The organism is Pseudomonas alloputida, assembly GCF_021283545.2.
Lineage (GTDB): Bacteria > Pseudomonadota > Gammaproteobacteria > Pseudomonadales > Pseudomonadaceae > Aquipseudomonas > Aquipseudomonas alloputida.
In genome coordinates, this window is record NZ_CP128540.1 from 3,800,123 (window position 1) to 3,816,217 (window position 16,095).

Annotated in this window: 12 protein-coding genes and 1 pseudogene; 9 read left to right on the plus strand and 4 right to left on the minus strand. The window is 60.8% G+C overall.

The genetic code is table 11. From position 1 onward, the window contains the following. Positions 1–41: 41 nt before the first annotated feature. Complete coding sequence (locus LU682_RS17485) at positions 42–197, minus strand: hypothetical protein (RefSeq protein ID WP_164721826.1); 156 nt, start codon at positions 195–197, stop codon at positions 42–44. Between LU682_RS17485 and LU682_RS17490 the strand changes: the two genes are divergently transcribed. Further along, positions 196–2,049: an ABC transporter ATP-binding protein gene (locus tag LU682_RS17490; protein WP_028697022.1), complete on the plus strand. Its 1,854-nt coding sequence runs from the start codon at positions 196–198 to the stop codon at positions 2,047–2,049. The genes LU682_RS17485 and LU682_RS17490 overlap by 2 nt on opposite strands. A gap of 77 nt (positions 2,050–2,126) precedes the next feature. Here the strand turns inward: LU682_RS17490 and tssM are convergent, their stop codons facing one another. The 3 genes from tssM to vasI are packed head-to-tail and all read right to left on the minus strand — an operon-like array spanning position 2,127 to position 7,845. Continuing rightward, positions 2,127–5,747 carry a type VI secretion system membrane subunit TssM gene (gene tssM, locus LU682_RS17495; RefSeq protein ID WP_010953547.1) on the minus strand — a complete coding sequence of 1,207 codons (3,621 nt, stop codon included), beginning with the start codon at positions 5,745–5,747 and terminating at the stop codon, positions 2,127–2,129. Further along, positions 5,744–7,207, minus strand: coding sequence for a type VI secretion system protein TssA (gene tssA / locus LU682_RS17500; protein WP_010953546.1), 1,464 nt, complete (start codon positions 7,205–7,207; stop codon positions 5,744–5,746). Before tssA ends, tssM begins: the two co-directional genes overlap by 4 nt. Beyond that, positions 7,195–7,845, minus strand: a complete 651-nt coding sequence (gene vasI, locus LU682_RS17505) for a type VI secretion system-associated protein VasI (protein ID WP_232856671.1) — start codon at positions 7,843–7,845, stop codon at positions 7,195–7,197. Before vasI ends, tssA begins: the two co-directional genes overlap by 13 nt. Before the next feature lie 326 nt (positions 7,846–8,171). On the opposite strand from vasI, the gene tssB reads away from it, so the two are divergent. The 8 genes and pseudogenes from tssB to tssK all read left to right on the plus strand — a co-directional run bounded on the left by tssB (position 8,172) and on the right by tssK (position 16,094). Next, positions 8,172–8,675: a type VI secretion system contractile sheath small subunit gene (tssB, locus tag LU682_RS17510; protein WP_010953544.1), complete on the plus strand. Its 504-nt coding sequence runs from the start codon at positions 8,172–8,174 to the stop codon at positions 8,673–8,675. 17 nt (positions 8,676–8,692) lie between these two features. Next, positions 8,693–10,183 (plus strand): type VI secretion system contractile sheath large subunit, encoded by a 1,491-nt coding sequence (tssC, locus tag LU682_RS17515; protein WP_010953543.1) that lies wholly within the window; start codon positions 8,693–8,695, stop codon positions 10,181–10,183. Beyond that, a complete protein-coding gene (gene tssE, locus LU682_RS17520; protein WP_010953542.1) occupies positions 10,180–10,590 on the plus strand; it encodes a type VI secretion system baseplate subunit TssE in 411 nt (136 codons plus the stop codon). Before tssC ends, tssE begins: the two co-directional genes overlap by 4 nt. Positions 10,591–10,593: 3 nt before the next feature. After that, positions 10,594–12,360: a type VI secretion system baseplate subunit TssF gene (tssF, locus tag LU682_RS17525; protein WP_010953541.1), complete on the plus strand. Its 1,767-nt coding sequence runs from the start codon at positions 10,594–10,596 to the stop codon at positions 12,358–12,360. Then, positions 12,324–13,331 (plus strand): annotated as a pseudogene (gene tssG / locus LU682_RS17530) (type VI secretion system baseplate subunit TssG); the annotation flags it as partial. The gene tssF and the pseudogene tssG, both read left to right, overlap by 37 nt. A gap of 6 nt (positions 13,332–13,337) precedes the next feature. After that, the gene (locus tag LU682_RS17535) at positions 13,338–13,907 is read left to right on the plus strand and encodes an FHA domain-containing protein (protein WP_010953539.1); all 570 of its coding nucleotides are present in this window, start codon (positions 13,338–13,340) and stop codon (positions 13,905–13,907) included. Beyond that, complete coding sequence (tssJ, locus tag LU682_RS17540) at positions 13,904–14,701, plus strand: type VI secretion system lipoprotein TssJ (protein WP_010953538.1); 798 nt, start codon at positions 13,904–13,906, stop codon at positions 14,699–14,701. The genes LU682_RS17535 and tssJ overlap by 4 nt, the downstream gene beginning before the upstream one ends. Positions 14,702–14,756: 55 nt before the next feature. Then, complete coding sequence (tssK, locus tag LU682_RS17545; RefSeq protein ID WP_010953537.1) at positions 14,757–16,094, plus strand: type VI secretion system baseplate subunit TssK; 1,338 nt, start codon at positions 14,757–14,759, stop codon at positions 16,092–16,094. Position 16,095 lies beyond the last annotated feature (1 nt).

The window sequence follows — 16,095 nt, forward strand, 5'->3', positions numbered from 1 at the left end:
AAAAATGATGCGTAACACAAAGTTGCGTCAATTATACAGCATCAAGGCAGAATGAAATCAATCTGAAATGTAATGAGTTGCAAAGGTTTGTTAACAAACACCCCAAGGCCGACCTTTTCCGGGTTAAAAACAACAGTCGGCAAAGGCAAGCCGGCAGGGCATTGGCCAAGCAAGAACCGTTTTCCGGAGACAAGCATGCTGCGTATCTTTGAACGTCGGCTCGACCCCTTCCCACCCGACGAGGTACCACCGCCGCCCGTTGGCCTGTTGCGCTTCATGTGGGCTTGTACCCGCGGCGCCCGTGGCTACATCCTGGCGCTGGCGCTGCTCAGTGCCGGGGTGTCGATATACGAAGCCTGGCTATTCGCGTTCCTGGGCCAGGTGGTCGACCTGCTCGCGTCCTGGCAGGCAGGCGGTACTGTTGGCCCCGAGGAAAGCCGTGTGCTGTGGGGGATCGGCATCGTCCTGGTGGTCAGCATCGGGCTGGTGGCGCTGCGCACCATGGTTCAGCACCAGGTGCTGGCGATCAACCTGCCGCTGCGGCTGCGTTGGGATTTTCACCGCCTGATGTTGCGCCAGAGCTTATCGTTCTTTTCTGACGAGTTTTCTGGCCGGGTCACTACCAAGGTGATGCAGACGGCGCTGGCAGTACGAGATGTGCTGTTTACACTCATTGAAATCCTGCCTGGGATTGGCGTGTATTTCATCGCGATCATTGCCCTGGCCGGCGGCTTTGCCCTGAAACTGATGCTGCCCTTCATTGCCTGGGTCGTGCTGTTCGGCTTGGCCATGCTGTATTTCGTCCCCCGGCTGGGCAAGGTCGGGCAGGAGCAGGCCAATGCCCGGTCGTCGATGACCGGGCGGGTTTCTGACGCTTACACCAACATCACCACGGTAAAACTGTTTTCGCACTCCAACCGCGAAGCGCACTTTGCGCGCGCAGCCATGGAAGATTTCAAGCAGACCGGTTTTCGCCAGATGCGCCTGGTGAGCCAGTTCGAAATCGTCAACCAGGCGTTGGTGGTGGGCTTGATCTTTGGTGCCGGTGGCTACGCACTGTGGCTGTGGCACCAGGGCCAGGTTGGCACCGGGGCCGTGGCGGCAATCACCGCCATGGCCTTGCGCGTCAACGGTATGTCGCACTGGATCATGTGGGAAATTACCTCGCTGTTCGAAAACATCGGCACCGTGCAGGACGGTATGGCCACCCTCACCCGCGGCCCCAAGGTGCAGGATGTGCCGGGTGCTGCAGAGCTGGTAACCACGGGTGGCGCGGTGAGTTTCGACAAGGTCAGCTTCAACTACAACGGCGAGCGCCAGGTGCTCAATGAGCTGACGCTGCACATTCGTCCGGGCGAAAAAGTCGGCCTGGTCGGCCGCTCCGGCGCCGGCAAGTCCACCTTGATCAACCTGCTGCTGCGCTTCTACGACGTGGACAAGGGGGAAATACGCATCGACGGGCAGAACGTCGCCAAGGTCACGCAGGATAGCCTGCGCAGCGCCATCGGCATGGTCACTCAGGACACCTCGCTGTTGCACCGTTCGATTCGCGACAATATTGCCTATGGCCGCCCCGATGCTACCGAAGCACAGATCCGTGCCGCTGCGGCCAGTGCCCAGGCCGATGGTTTCATCAGCCAGCTCAGCGACCGCCAGGGCAACAGCGGTTACGACACCCTGGTGGGTGAACGCGGCATCAAGCTGTCTGGCGGCCAACGCCAGCGCATTGCAATTGCCCGGGTGATGCTGAAGAACGCACCGATCCTGCTGCTTGACGAAGCCACCAGCGCGCTGGACTCGGAGGTGGAGGTGGCCATTCAGGAGAGCCTGGATGAAATGATGCAAGGCAAGACCGTTATTGCCATCGCCCACCGGTTGTCGACGATCGCCGCCATGGACCGGCTGATCGTGATGGATGAAGGGCGCATCATCGAGCAAGGCACCCATGCCGAACTGTTGGCGAAAAAGGGTACCTATGCACGGTTGTGGCAGCATCAGAGTGGCGGGTTCCTGGGTGAGGATCAGGGCGTGGCCGAGGCTGTGGAGTAAGCAGAGGCCGGGGGCAGCCAGCGCATACCCAGGCTTCGAAAGCCTGCACAGTCAATGCACTGCGCCCCTGACGAGGTTCATAGTCGCTGCCCATCCGGTAGCACCGCCTGCACCACACTGGCTGGCTGTTGCAACAAGCCTCGGGGCAAGCGGAAGCCTTTGAAAGGTTGCTGGGTAATGGGATTGAAGGCTTTTTCAGCGTTAAGCCGATAGCGCATCACGCCATCTCCGGTCCTGAAGCTCAGGTCCACGCTGGTCGCCGTCCGGCCATTGAGCGCACCGCGGCTGAGCAAGCGGAACATCGACCACGGGCCACGGTACTCCAGGCTGCTGCTGTTGCCATTTTGCCTTAGCAAGGTGAGATTGCTGCGGACCTGCTGCCCCAAGGTATTGGGCCAGACAATACCCGTGATATGGCTTGGCCCATGGGTGTAGGCAATCAACTGGCCATCCAGGTCCAGCAGGCTGGTACGCTGGTTTGCACTGAGCCCCAAGGGCTCGATGCTGAACTGCACACTTAGCTTGCCACGCTGATCGAAGAAGGTTTCGCGGATGCGCTCCGCCAGCTCGAGCTGCTCGATCACGTCGGCACGAATCAGGGATTGCCCGTGCTGAGCGGACTGCAAGGCCTCAAGGTTGTCCTTCAGGAAAACCTTGAGATACCGATCATTAAACTGCTGCAGGCGCCCTTTCGGCCCGAAGAACGCCTCGAAGTCATCCAAAGAAGCATCGGGTGCCTTCACCACAAAGGGGTAGCGGCCTGCCAGGCGTTGCTGGAAAAAACTGTACACGTCAGCATCCCAACGTCGCTCCAGTTCGCGCAGTGCTTCAACGTTCAGCACCTGGGCAGTCTGGTCGGCGAGCTTTCTGACCTGGTGGCTGATAGGCTCCGGTAAACCTGTGGCAATACGTTGGAGGGTGCCTATCGGGTCCTGCCCTGTCATCGCAAAGCGCTGATGCACGGCCTGCAAAGCAGCCTTGCCGCGGTCCGGGCTGTCCTGTACGGCCTTGGCGTAGTCCAGCACGGCCGCAACAGCGCCAAGGGTTTCATCGTAGTAGCTCGGCTTTTCTCCTGTCGCCTGCAGCATGGCGCCAAGGCCTGCAAACGCCCGCTGGATGGCCAACGCTTGCTGTTGCTCGGGTTTTCCGGTTGCTACGCGCAGCGTACTCAGCTCACCCGATGCTTCAACAGCTGCTGGAGGCGCAAGCGAGGTGTTATCCCTGACCGTATCCAGCAGCCGTTGCAATGGTGCTGCGGGGCCGGTCAACTGCTCCAGGATCGCGACACCATGGTCCAGATCACGGAAGTCAGCCACCGTAAAAGCGGTCAGGGCGCGCCGCCAGCTGTCAATGTAATCGGCGCTGTAGAGGTTATACAGCCGCTCGGTCAGCGCATCGCGGTCGACGTCCGAATAGTCGAGTTGACTGCGCTCCCCCAATGCCCATTGATCAACCATCGCCATTTCAGCGAAGCGTTGGCTGTGCGGCTCGAAGTATTCCCTGAAGCCTTTGGCGGTGAGCATGGCGGCCAGCCGTACATCCTCATCCCCTTGCCTGGCCCCGGAAGACGGCTGGTACACCACATCGAACGCAGGCCCTACCTGGTGGCGCAGGTCCAGCCCGGCGTGCAACTGCTGGTACGATTGTTGTTTCAGCCCTGCATAGACCCGCTGTGGCAACGGCAATTTGCGCAGCGCCTGCTGCACTTCGCTGACCCGCTGGCGGTACTGCGGCAAATCGGTATCGGCATAGGCCAAGGCGTATTTCAGGTGCTGCATGAGGTCACGCTGCAACTGCCCCTGGCCAGGAAAGGCCCGTTGCCACTGACGGGCCATCCAGTCCTCGACCCATTCGGGCCGGCGGCTGTTGCGGTCCTCGATCATCCGGTAAACCCTGAGCGCGGCCATTTGTTGCTCGCTGCCAGGTGGTGCTGCGTTCATGGCATCGATCACACCACTGGCCAAGGCCGGCAAGAAACGTTTAGACAACAAGCTGAGGTACGCCTCATCAACCAAGGGACCAATGTTGCGCCCTTGATACAAGCCAAAATCGGCAACCACCGGCCAGGCCGCACGATAGTCGCCAAACACCGCGACCGCATCGCGAATCTGGTCCAGTGGCGCCAGCAGGTTGCGCCCGGTCGGATCAAGACGCATATCGACTTCGTGACCGCTGTACTCCTGGCTTTTGGCGAGCACACTGGCAGCCTTGGCGCCATTGATGTCGGCGTAACGCTGCCAGCTGGCAACGGCGATACTGAACGCCAGGATGCCTACACCAGAGCCCACCCACAGCAAGTGGCGCTTGCTGCGCGCAACCCGAACATTGTCACCCGCCAGCCCGGCTTCCTGATAGATAACCCGCCTGAATGCTTGCTGGATGAAATAGACCAACGCCTTCCCCTGTGCCTTACCTTCACGCAGGGGCAGCTTCGTCGTGTAGGGCTGAGCCGCTTCTCGGACAAAGGCATTGCGCATGTCGCCTTGCTGTACCACTGACGACCAGTACACACCACGTACCAAGGGTGGCGTGGTGAACCGGTCACTCGCCAAGGTTTCGCGCAGGAATGCCTGCAGTATGGGGCGCAACCCGATCAACTGTGCATGCAGTGAGAACAGGCGCCCGCACGGCGCTGTCTTGCCCAGTACATCCAGCCGGTCGATGACCTGCTCCTGCAATTGGGTGAGAAGCCGCCCGTAGTGCTCGTCATACTCATCCAGCCAGGCGTCGAACGCGTCAACCGCATCCAGCTTGAAGGTGAACCCCAACAGGCTTTTACGCTTGGCGGCCGGAAGCTGGCTGTAGAACTGGTCGAAGCCGTCCAGCAGATCGAATTTGGTCAGTACCACGTACAGCGGCAGGCGCGCCCCCAACTGACTGCTCACTTCGTACAGGCGTGTGCGCAACCCATGGGCCAGCGCGACGCGCTGCTCGGGCCTGCCATGCAGCAACGCCGGCAGGTCGACCACCAGCAACACTCCATTGAGCGCCCGCTGGCTTCGCTTACGCTGCAGCCAGCCCAACAGGTGCTCCCATAACCGGGCCTGGATGCCGGGCGGCGCGGAGGCTTCGGAGGGGGCGTTGGCCGCCGAGCCCACCGGTGGTTTTTGACTGATGAAAACACCGGGCGGGTCGATGATCACGGCATCGTCGCTGACCCACCAGCCTACCGGGTAGGCCATTGCTTGAGTCTGTCGGCCCCGTGCCTGGGCCTGGTCGATACGCGTCAGGGTAAAGCGCTGATCGGTGCGGTCGATGAAGCTGCTTTTACCGGACTGTTCGTCGCCCAACACCAGGTACCAGGGCAGCCGGTACAACGCGCGTCGCCCACCGGCATTGTCGAGGTACCGCTCAAGCCCCTGGCTCAAGGCCCGCTCTTGCGCCTGCACGAATGGTAGCGCGACATCCTGTTCGGCGGCCAGTGCCTGGCGGCGCTCCGCTTGCAGGCGGCGAAAGCGCGTGCGCAGCACCCCAAGCCAGCACAGAAGCGGCACCAGCACCAGCACCAGGCTTGCCACGCTGCGATGAGCCACACTTGCCAGCGGCTGCTGCTCACGCCACGTCCATTGCGGGCCAAGCCACCAGATGGCGACCAGCATCAGCAAGGCGCCAAGCCCGAGCAGCAGCGGCAGCGCCAGGCCAATGCGCGTTACCCACGGCCAGCCCCAACGTTTGAGTTGCGTCCATATTTGATTCATCGAGGCTCCTGATCCTTGTCTTGAACTGCCAACACTGGGGATGCCGCGTACTGCTGAAGCCGCTCAAACACCTCGGGCTCCCACGCACTGGCGGTGGTTTGCTGCATGGTTCGGGCAACGTTGGCGCACAGGTCCTGGGCCAGCCAGGACACACCCCGCGCGGCCAGCAGATCAGCTGCAATCACGGTGGTGTGGCAGCGCTCACGGGGAGCACGAACGCCGGCTTGCAGCCCTTGCAGCCGAAGGAGCAGCGGCTCTATGCCACCGGTTTCCAGCTGGCTGACAAGCTCCTCGCGCAGGCCGCTGAACTCCTGGGGGGTTGCACCTTGGCCAGACGGCCCTTGGGTGCCCTTGAGCCAGGCCAGGCACTGGTCGTCGACAAATACCATGCCGTCGCTGAAGCACAGCTGCTGCAGCGAGGGCATGCGCTGTACAAACCGGGCGGTGGCACAACGGATGGCTTCGGCCACCTCGCACATCGCCAGCTGTGTGGCGACGGTCGCAGCCAGAAAGCTGCCACGAATCCAGAAGGGGCAAGCCGTCAGGCTCTTTTCAATACGCTGCAGCAAGGCGGGGTCAACCGCCTTACTGGCAATGGCCTCTTCATAGAACCGCGTGATATCCAGCGGCACCGCCATCAATTCCGTACGGTTGCCCTGCCTGACTTGGGGAGCAACCTGAATGTGCGCCCACAAACCGAAACGCCGTAACTGGTAGCCGGTAGCGTCGTAAGGGTCCTGCTGGTTGATGAGCTCGGCCATGGACAGCACGGCCCGGCGTGTCTCACGCTCATTGCCCATCGACATGCGTGACACGGGTGTGGCGATGACATCGGCCAACGGTGCAGGCTTCTCGGTTGCAGCCGGCGCTTTGGGCACAGCAGCCTCGCCAACACCGTTGGCAAGTTCCGAGTACTTGCCTAGCAGGCGCTCAAGCTCGCCCAGTGCTGCCGTGTCCAGCTGTACTGTTTCCTGTTGTTGCAGGCGTTTCAAGGCAGCCTGCGCTGCCGCTGCGTGGGTCGGGGTGTAGGTAAAACGATCAAGACGCGGGAGCGCCTCGGCCAAGCGATCGATCACCAGGGCAACCAGCTTGCGCTTGCCCAGGAAGCCTTTCGGCCCCGGCTTGGGATGAGCGGCTTCCCAATAGCACTCGAGCATGCCGGCCAGCAACGCCAAGGTGCATCCCCACTGCTCCCAGCAGCCGCTACGCAACCATGCGGCACTCAGGTGCGCAACGATTCGCAAGTGCTTGCATTGCTGGCTCAGGTACTGACGGGACGCGTCTTCGATGTAGACCCAGTCGATCGAGGCTTCCTGCAGCCCACCCAGCTTGACCATCTCCTGATCAATGGCCTGATAGGTTTCGTCCTCGACATCGAACAGGCCAGCCGGAACTGCCGGATCAATCGGCGCGAGCAACCGAGTGACCTCTTCCCCGGATACCTGCGCTACCACCGACATGTGCTTCGCGCCCGGCTGATCAAGGGGGCCAGGCCTTGCGCATCGAAGGTCAGCCCGTCGACCTCGCCGTGATCACTCACAACCTCGATACGCTGGGCACCGATCAGCTTCCTGATCTGCTCGATGGCGGGCAGGCCCCGCCCGGCATCGAGCACTTGGCCGTTCTCCATCACTTGCCAGGGCGTCTCACGGGTAGACCAGCCCTCCCCGCTCAGGCGTACCTTGACCCAGCTTGCCTCGATCGGACGCCTGGCAATCAGCTGTAGCCGGGAGATGGCCTGTATGCAACTGATTGCCATGTAGGCACGTTCATCACCCGATGCGATGGCGGGCGCCGAAATCACAAGCGCTGGCGCGCCTGCCCCGTCCTGGGTCTGACTCCCGATGCGAAACGTCAGGTCATCCGGTGCCCGTTCAGCTTCATTTGCCATCACACGCAACACCGTGGGGGCCTGCTGCTCCGGTGCAGACCACTGCCGTTTTGGCGTGTACGCCGGGGTGCCAGCAGCCTGATCGAAACAGGCCAGTCGCTCGACGTTGGAAACAATCCGGGGACAGTCCCGCGTGGAGCCTGCCAGCACCGGCTGCAGACAAAACAGCAACGAGAGACCGGCGCCATATACACTGCGGTTAATCATCCTGAATTTACTCTCTGAATAGTACAAATGGCCTATATGGCGCAAAGAACTTTCCTACAAATAGATAGCAATACCCATGCGCCCGCGCGACCAATTAAAACAACTCCAGCAGAAGCCTATTACACAGTACCGAATGCACACAAACAAATATTTCTTTACATCTTAATGCTCGACCAAAGACCACTCTTGCGTGCATGGTTTTTATAGAAATTGGACAAATAATCCAACCCACTGAACATATGTAGGAATCTTCCTACAAGACCGAGACAATAATAAACACAACTAGCACCTGAACATCCTACAGCCCAACAGGGAGTTGCGTACCGATGTCTAAAAATACGGGATCCGTTGCGCCGAAAGAACGCGTCAATATCAAGTATGTCCCCGCTACCAGCGATGAGCAGGCTGAGGTGGAGCTGCCGCACAAGATGCTGGTGCTGGGCGACTTCGGCCTGGATGACAGCCGTGCGCTTGAGGACCGTCAGGTCATGCGCATCGATAAACATACATTCAACAGCGTGTTGAACGACGCCAATGTGAGCCTGGACGTGACGGTACCGTCCAGGCTCGGCACCGCCCCGGATACCGAGCTGGCCGTCCACCTGCAGTTCAGGTCCATCAACGATTTCGGGCCGGACCGGATCGCGCGCCAGGTGCCCGAGCTGAACAAGCTGCTGGCGCTGCGCGAAGCACTGGTCGCCCTGAAAGGCCCGCTGGGCAACGTCCCGGCCTTCCGCAAGCAATTGCAGCACCTGCTTAACAACGAGCAGGCGCGTAAGCAGCTCGCCCAAGAACTGGACCTGGTGCTCGAGGCGCCAGAAAAAGATTGAGACAACGGAGCGTCCCCATGCCCAAGCCAAGCAGCACCGCCATCACCACAGACGCAACGGCCGACACATTGAGCAATACCACCCTGCTCGACCAGATCATGGCAGAAACCAAACTGGTACCTGCCCAGGAGGGCTACCAGATTGCCAGGCAGGGCGTATCTGCCTTCATCACCGAAATCCTCAAGAGCAATGATCCAGATCAGCTGATCAACAAGCACCGAGCCGACCAGATGATTGCCGAGATCGACCGAATGCTCGGCAAACAGATGGATGCCATTCTGCATCAGCCTGAGTTCCAGCAGCTTGAATCATCATGGCGCAGCCTGAAACTTCTGGTCGACCGCACGGACTTCAGGGAGAACATCAAGCTTGAAATCTTGCATGTCAGTAAAGAGGACCTGCTCGACGACTTCGAAAATGCTGCTGACGTTACCTGCAGCGGTATCTACAAGCATGTTTACACCGCGGGTTATGGCCAATTCGGGGGAGAGCCGGTTGCGGCCATGGTAGGCAACTACAACTTCGGCCCCTCTTCCCCTGACATCAAGTTGCTAAGTTACATGGCCTCCGTTGGCGCCATGTCCCATGCCCCTTTTCTTGCTGCACCTGCCCCCGAATTCTTCAATTTGAACAGCTTCGAGGAGCTGCCTAACCTCAAGGAAATAAAAGACCTCTTCGCCGGCCCTCGGCATGCCAAGTGGCGCGCTTTTCGTGAAAGCGAAGACGCCCGCCACGTCGCCCTGACCGGGCCGCGCTTCATGCTTCGCTCCGCTTACCACCCGCAGGAACAACCGATCGAGAGCTTCAACTACAACGAAGACATCGCCGGGCAGCACGACAACTACCTGTGGGGCAATTCTGCTTTTCTGTTAGCCAGTTGCATCAACGACAGCTTCGCCCGCTACCGCTGGTGCCCGAACATCATCGGCCCCCAATCCGGCGGTGCTGTCGAAGACTTGCCGGTCCATCTGTACGAATCCCTGGGCCAGTTGCAGGCCAAGATTCCTACCGAGGTGCTGATATCCGACCGCAAGGAATTCGAACTGGCCGAAGAGGGCTTCATCGCCCTGACCATGCGTAAAGACAGCGACAACGCCGCGTTCTTCTCCGCCAACTCGGTACAAAAGCCCAAGCACTTCCCGAAAACCCCTGAGGGGCTTCAGGCACAGACCAACTACAAGCTGGGTACCCAGTTGCCCTACCTGTTCATCGTCAACCGGCTCGCCCACTACATCAAGGTGCTGCAGCGCGAGCAGATCGGCAGTTGGAAAGAGCGCCGTGACCTTGAGTCCGAGCTGAACAAATGGATCAAGCAGTACGTCGCCGACCAGGAGAACCCGTCTGCCGACGTTCGCAGCCGCCGGCCGCTGCGTGCCGCCCGTATTGAGGTCTCGGATGTTGCGGGTGACCCGGGCTGGTACCAGGTTTCGCTCGCCGTACGCCCGCACTTCAAGTACATGGGCGCGAACTTCGAGATTTCCCTGGTCGGGCGGCTCGATACGCAATGAGTGGTCTTTTTGATCGCCTGATGGTGGACCAGTGCACCCGCCGAGAGGCCTCCCGACGGGAGAGCGCTTCCCACAAGTTCGCCGCCATCAAGCGCCACCTCGAAACGCTGCTGAATGCCCGCCAGGGGTGCTCCCAGAGCAGCCCTGAGCTGGGCCTGCGCGACTTCAATGGGCATGACGTGAGCAACGGCGACTTGCTTGTGCAGGTGAGCGCGGATATCCGCCGCACCCTCCAGCGCTTCGAGCCGCGCATACAGGTACGCACGCTCAACGCAGTGCCCGATACCCATGCCCCGCTGGAGCTGCATTTCAGGCTGGATTGCCTGGTACAGGTCAACAACCACGCAGAACAGCTGCAACTCGAGCTGCTGGTCGATGGGCACAACCGCTACACGCGCGTGAGGTGACCGATGTCTCTGAGAGACCGTTTCAGTGAAGAACTGCGTTACCTGCACGAACTGGGGAACGACTTTGCCAAGGACAACCCACAACTCGCGCGGTTGCTTGGCAAAGGTGCCAGCGACCCCGATGTCGAACGCCTGATGGAAGCCTTTGCGTTCCTGACCGCCAAGCTACGGCTGAAGCTGGAAGACGACTTGCCAGAGCTGACCCATCCCATGCTGCAGTTGCTGTGGCCGAACTACCTGCGGCCGCTGCCCAGCGCGACGATCATCAAGTTCAGCCCGGTGAGACAATCCCTCAGCCAGTCACAGCGCATCCCAAAGGGGTCGCGGCTGTTCTCGAAACCGGTAGACGGCGTGGCCTGCGAGTTCCGCACCTGTACAGCGGTCAACATTCATCCGTTCGAGATCGACACGGTCGCAGCCACCCAGACATCCGACAGTTCTGTGATCTGCATCGGCCTGCAATCACTGGTCGAGCGGCCGTTGAACAGCCTGGGCTGTACCAGCCTCGACTTTTACCTCAGCGGCGATGCCCGAACCGCTCGCACGCTTTACCTGTGGGTTTCTCAATACCTCAAGCATGTCAGCGTGACCATCAACGGCGAGGTTCGTCGGCTGCCGGCAAACAGCATCGCTTTCCCAGGGTTCAGCCCCAACGACGCCTTGCTGCCTTACCCACAGAACGTCTTTGATGGCTATCGCATCCTGCAGGAGTACTTCGCGTTCCCTCAACGCTTCCACTTTTTCAGCGTTACCGGCCTGGAAAAAATCTGGCCAGCTCATGACAGCCAGCAGGTAAACCTCGAATTTCACTTCACGCGCCAGCTACCCGACTCGCTGCGTGTCGGCAAAGCAGATTTCAACCTGTTCTGCGCACCTGCGGTCAACCTGTTCCAGCACAGCGCCGAGCCCATCGACCTGTCCGGCAAGGACGCCATGGTTCCACTGAAGCCCAAGGGCACAGCGCCGCACGGCTACGAAATCTTCAGTGTCGACCAGGTGATCAGCACCCGAACGACGACTGACGGTAACACCGGTGAGCACCTTCGGACCTTCCGTCCCTTCGAGTCCTTCGCCCATGAAATCGAGCACGTCCAGGGGCGCACGGCGCTGTATTACCGCTGCCAGCTGGAAGAGTGCCTGCACGGCAATGGCGTCATGCATCGAATCGCCTTCGTCCGCGCCGACGCCAACAGCTACATAGGCGAGCTGGAAACCGCGTCCATCGACCTCACCTGCACCAATCGGGACCTCCCGCTGGCGCTGGGCATTGATGACATCAACATTCTGACCGAACTTACGCCGCCTCTGGCCACCTACACCAATCTCTGTACACCCACCCGCCCCTGTCGCCCGGTGCTGGACGGCCAGTTGCAGTGGGCATTGATCTCCAACATGTCGCTCAACTACCTGTCCTTGCTCTCGGTAGAGCCGCTGAAAGCGGTGATCCGCGCCTACGACTTCATGGCCCTGCACGACATCCAGCAGGCACGCACCACCCGTAAACGCCTGGAAGGTATGCGCGACATTCATACGCAGCCCATGGATTGGCTGATCAAGGGGCAACCCATTCGCGGCCTGCACACCCGGCTGAAACTGGACCAGACCGCCTTCCTCTGCGAAGGCGACTTGTACCTGTTCAGCTGTGTGCTCGCTCATTTCTTCGCCCTGTACGCCAGCATCAATTCCTTCCACCAGCTGGAAGTGATCAACACCACCAATAACGAGCATTACACATGGCCAATACAGACCGGCAAGCAACCGCTGATCTAGCCGACAAGTTGCTCTGCGAAGCGCACCAGTACAACTTCTTCCAGTTGCTGGAGCGGTTGCACGGGCTGCATGGCGATGACCTGGAACCCCGTTGGCCGGACAAGGCCACCCGGCGGCGCGTGCGCCTGGCCTGCGACCCACGGCTGACCTTCCCTGTTTCGGACGTGTACAAAGCCCAGCGGATGCCCGCTGAGGAAGCGCGCTACCGCATCATTGCCACATTCCTGGGGTTGCACGGCACCGATTCGCCATTGCCCACCTATTACCTGGAACAGGTGGCGTATGAACATGCGCATGGCATCGGTGTACGGCCGGCCTTCTTCGACTTTTTCAACCATTACCTGCTCAGCCTGTTGCACCGTATCTGGCGCAAGTACCGCTATTACATCCGCTTCCAGCCAGGTGCCAGTGACGGGTTCTCGCAGTACGTGTTTGCCCTGCTGGGGCTTAACGACAAGCAGTTGCGAGGGGACACGGCGCTGCCCTGGAGCCGCCTGCTCAGTTTTGCCGGCGTGATCGCCAGCCGCAGCCGAGCGCCGGGCACTGTAGCCGGCATCATTGCGCACTGCTTCGACCTCAAGCAGGTGCACATCCGCGAGTTCGAGACGCGATCAGTCGTCACGCCGTCCAGGCAGCTTGCAAGCCTGGGGCGGACCAACGGCCAGCTGGGCAGCACGTTCATGATTGGCAGCCGCACGCGCACCCGCAGCAGCAAGTTCACCATCGTGATCAGCGAACTCGACCAGACGCAGCTGCGGGACTTGCTGCCCAGCGGCATCAACTTCGGCCGTTTGCGTGCACTGATCGACTTTCTGCTGCGTGACGGGCTGGCCTATGACCTGGAGCTGCGCCTCAAGCAGAGCGCGTTGTCACCCTTCTGCTTGCACCGCAGCCAGGGCGCATACCTGGGCTGGACCAGCTTCGTCGACGACCGGCATGGCCAGATCAGCCCGGTTGTACGCATCCGGGGGGCGCTCATGAACACAGTCACCTTGAGCATCACCAACCTCGACCAACTGCAGCACGGCGTTACTGCTCGGCACCTGTTCGATTGCAAGGGCGGCACCATCGGCAGTGGGCGAGCAAACTGGCAGATCAATGACCGCGATCAGACCGTTGCGCCCATCCACTGCGAAATCCGCTGGATCGAAGGCAGCTTCTGTGTGATCGACCACTGCCACCGTACCTACCTCAATGGCAGTGCCAACAGCCTGGGGCCGCTTCCACCCAGACGCCTGGTTGAGGGTGACCAGCTTCTCATTGGTACCTATCGGCTACAGGTTCAGTACTCCCAGGATCAGGCCTGCACGCGCTCGCTGGAGGACCTGTTCAACCCGGACCCGAGGGTGCTCGACCGCCTGATAGCGGAAGCGCCTGCACCCGCTTGGCCGGCACAGCCTTCTGCCCCCCAACCAGCCGTCGAGATCTGCTCGGTCTTCAAAGCAGCCATGGGGAATGACCCTCTGGCAGCGCTGGACGCGGCAGACGGTGAAGGGGCACTCCGAGAAAGCCCGCTGCAGCGCCTGATTGCCGGAGCATACCCATGAAACCTCATCCACTTCTGCTCGCCTCCCTGCTGCTTGCGCTGGTCGCGCCCACCGGCTGCACCTCTTTGAGCAGAATGAGCCAGGTGGCCATGGACCACTCGTTGCCCATCGGGCCGCCCAAGGATCACCCGACCGAGGTCGCATTCAGCATCAATGCCAGCCCTACCCTCAACGGCAATCCGGACAGCCTTGACGTCGCAGCCGATCAGGATCGCGCCCTGGAGCCCAGCCCCTACGCTGTGACCCTGAGTGCTGGCGACCCCTATGCGTTGACCGAAAAAATCGGGGTTCTGTTCGAATACCTACAAGCGCAATTCCCGGCCATGTCCCCCGTCGAGCTGGACGAAGGAGACGAAAGCGACCCGGCTCGCTCGCCCCTGGAAGAAAGCGGCCCCGGCAGCTACGACGACCCTCAGGTGGCGTTGACCTTGCCGCACACCACAAGCGTTGCCTCAGCGCTGGTCGCCACGCCCATTGCCATCACGATCCTGCAACTGCGCGACGACTCACTGCTGCGCAACACCGTGTACCAGCTACTGGAGCAGGACCCGGCCAAGGCGCTGCGCAGTACCTATATCCGTAGTGACGACTACCTGCTGCGCCCTGGCCAATTCAAGTACATCCCGTTCGAACCCATCCACGCCGAAACCCGCTTCGTCGCGGTGATCGCCGACTACCGAGGCCATGAAAACGCCAGTTGGCGGCAAGTACTGCGCATTCCGCCGCGTGGCCGCCAGATCATGCTGTCGGTGTTGGTCAACGACACGCACATCGTGCTCAAGGAAGAAGACTGATGGCGCCTCAACACCCTTTGCCCTTCCTGCTTACTCACGCTGACACGGAGCGCCCATGAGTTCACGCAATCCCGTTCTCTGGCCCGAAGGCCTGTTCGTCAAACCACAGCATTTCCAACAGGCGGCCAGGGCCAGCGAAGCAGCCCTGCACCAGCGCCTCGCCAGCCTCAATGCAGCCTTTTACGGCTTCAGCGAACTTCAGTTGAACGACGAATACCTGAGCCTGGGCAAAGTCGCCATCACCCGGGCGCGAGGTGTGATGCCGGACGGCACGGTGTTCGACATTCCCGCCGACCTGCCGCCACCGCCGCCGCTGGAAATCGGCGACGACGCGTGCCAAGACAGTGAGGTGTATCTGTGCCTGCCGCTGCGTACCGATGGCGGCCGCGAAGTGAGCTGGCCCGACAATGCAGCCAATTTCCGCTATACCGCTCAGGTACAGGAAATCAAGGATACCCACTCCGCTGACGGTGACCTGGTGCAGGTAGACCTTGCGGTGCCCAACCTGCAGCTCAAACGCAAGACCGAAGACAGCAGCGCCTACACCCGCCTGGCCCTGGCACGTATTCTGGAACGGCGCCCCGACGGCAGCCTGCAACTGGACGAAGCGTTCTACCCCACCAGCGTTTCGGTGCGGGCGGTGCCAGCGCTGCAGCGGTTTCTAGAGGAAATCACCCATACCTTGCGCGAGCGGGCGCGCGGCCTTGCCACGCGGATTGGTGCCTCGGGCCAGTCCGGGATCGCCGACATTCGCGACTTCAACCTGCTGCAGGCCATGAACCGTTGGTGGCCATGCTTCCAGCATCTGGCCAGGCAAGCGCAAACGCACCCCGAGCAGCTGTACCTGTGCATGAGCCAGGCCTGCGGCGAATTCGTCACCTTCACCGACCAGAACCGGCTGCCGCAGGAGTACCCCGCCTATCACCACACCGCACTGCGCACGTCTTTCAAACCGCTGGAAGATACCTTGCGCCGGTCTCTGAGCACCGTCTTGCGGCCACGCGCTGTTTCACTACCGCTGGAGAGCGAACAATTCGGCGTGATGACGACCACGCTGGAAGACCGCCGGCTGATCGACGAAGCCGACTTCATCCTCGCCGTGCGCGCCAGCATGCCACCACAGGCGTTGCGCCAGATGTTCATCCAGAAAGCCAAGATCACCTCACTTGAGTCACTGAATGACCTGGTGCCGCTGCAATTGCCGGGCATCCCTTTGCTGCCATTACCCGTGGCGCCCCGCGACCTGCCCTTCCATGCGGGTTTCAGCTACTTCGAGCTGGACCGACGTGACCCGGCCTGGGCGTGCATGAGCAAGGCGAATGGCTTCGGCATCCACATTGCGGGCGACTTCCCAGGGCTTGAACTGCAGTTCTGGGCGATCAGGAGTGAGTGAC

Coding starts and splice junctions, on each gene's coding strand:
- tssJ (WP_010953538.1), top strand. CDS start 13,904: ATGAAACCTCATCCACTTCTGCTCGCCTCCCTGCTGCTTGCGCTGGTC.
- LU682_RS17485 (WP_164721826.1), bottom strand. CDS start 197: ATGCTTGTCTCCGGAAAACGGTTCTTGCTTGGCCAATGCCCTGCCGGC.
- tssA (WP_010953546.1), bottom strand. CDS start 7,207: ATGTCGGTGGTAGCGCAGGTATCCGGGGAAGAGGTCACTCGGTTGCTC.
- vasI (WP_232856671.1), bottom strand. CDS start 7,845: ATGATTAACCGCAGTGTATATGGCGCCGGTCTCTCGTTGCTGTTTTGT.
- tssF (WP_010953541.1), top strand. CDS start 10,594: ATGTCTCTGAGAGACCGTTTCAGTGAAGAACTGCGTTACCTGCACGAA.
- tssM (WP_010953547.1), bottom strand. CDS start 5,747: ATGAATCAAATATGGACGCAACTCAAACGTTGGGGCTGGCCGTGGGTA.
- tssE (WP_010953542.1), top strand. CDS start 10,180: ATGAGTGGTCTTTTTGATCGCCTGATGGTGGACCAGTGCACCCGCCGA.
- tssC (WP_010953543.1), top strand. CDS start 8,693: ATGCCCAAGCCAAGCAGCACCGCCATCACCACAGACGCAACGGCCGAC.
- LU682_RS17490 (WP_028697022.1), top strand. CDS start 196: ATGCTGCGTATCTTTGAACGTCGGCTCGACCCCTTCCCACCCGACGAG.
- LU682_RS17535 (WP_010953539.1), top strand. CDS start 13,338: ATGAACACAGTCACCTTGAGCATCACCAACCTCGACCAACTGCAGCAC.
- tssK (WP_010953537.1), top strand. CDS start 14,757: ATGAGTTCACGCAATCCCGTTCTCTGGCCCGAAGGCCTGTTCGTCAAA.
- tssB (WP_010953544.1), top strand. CDS start 8,172: ATGTCTAAAAATACGGGATCCGTTGCGCCGAAAGAACGCGTCAATATC.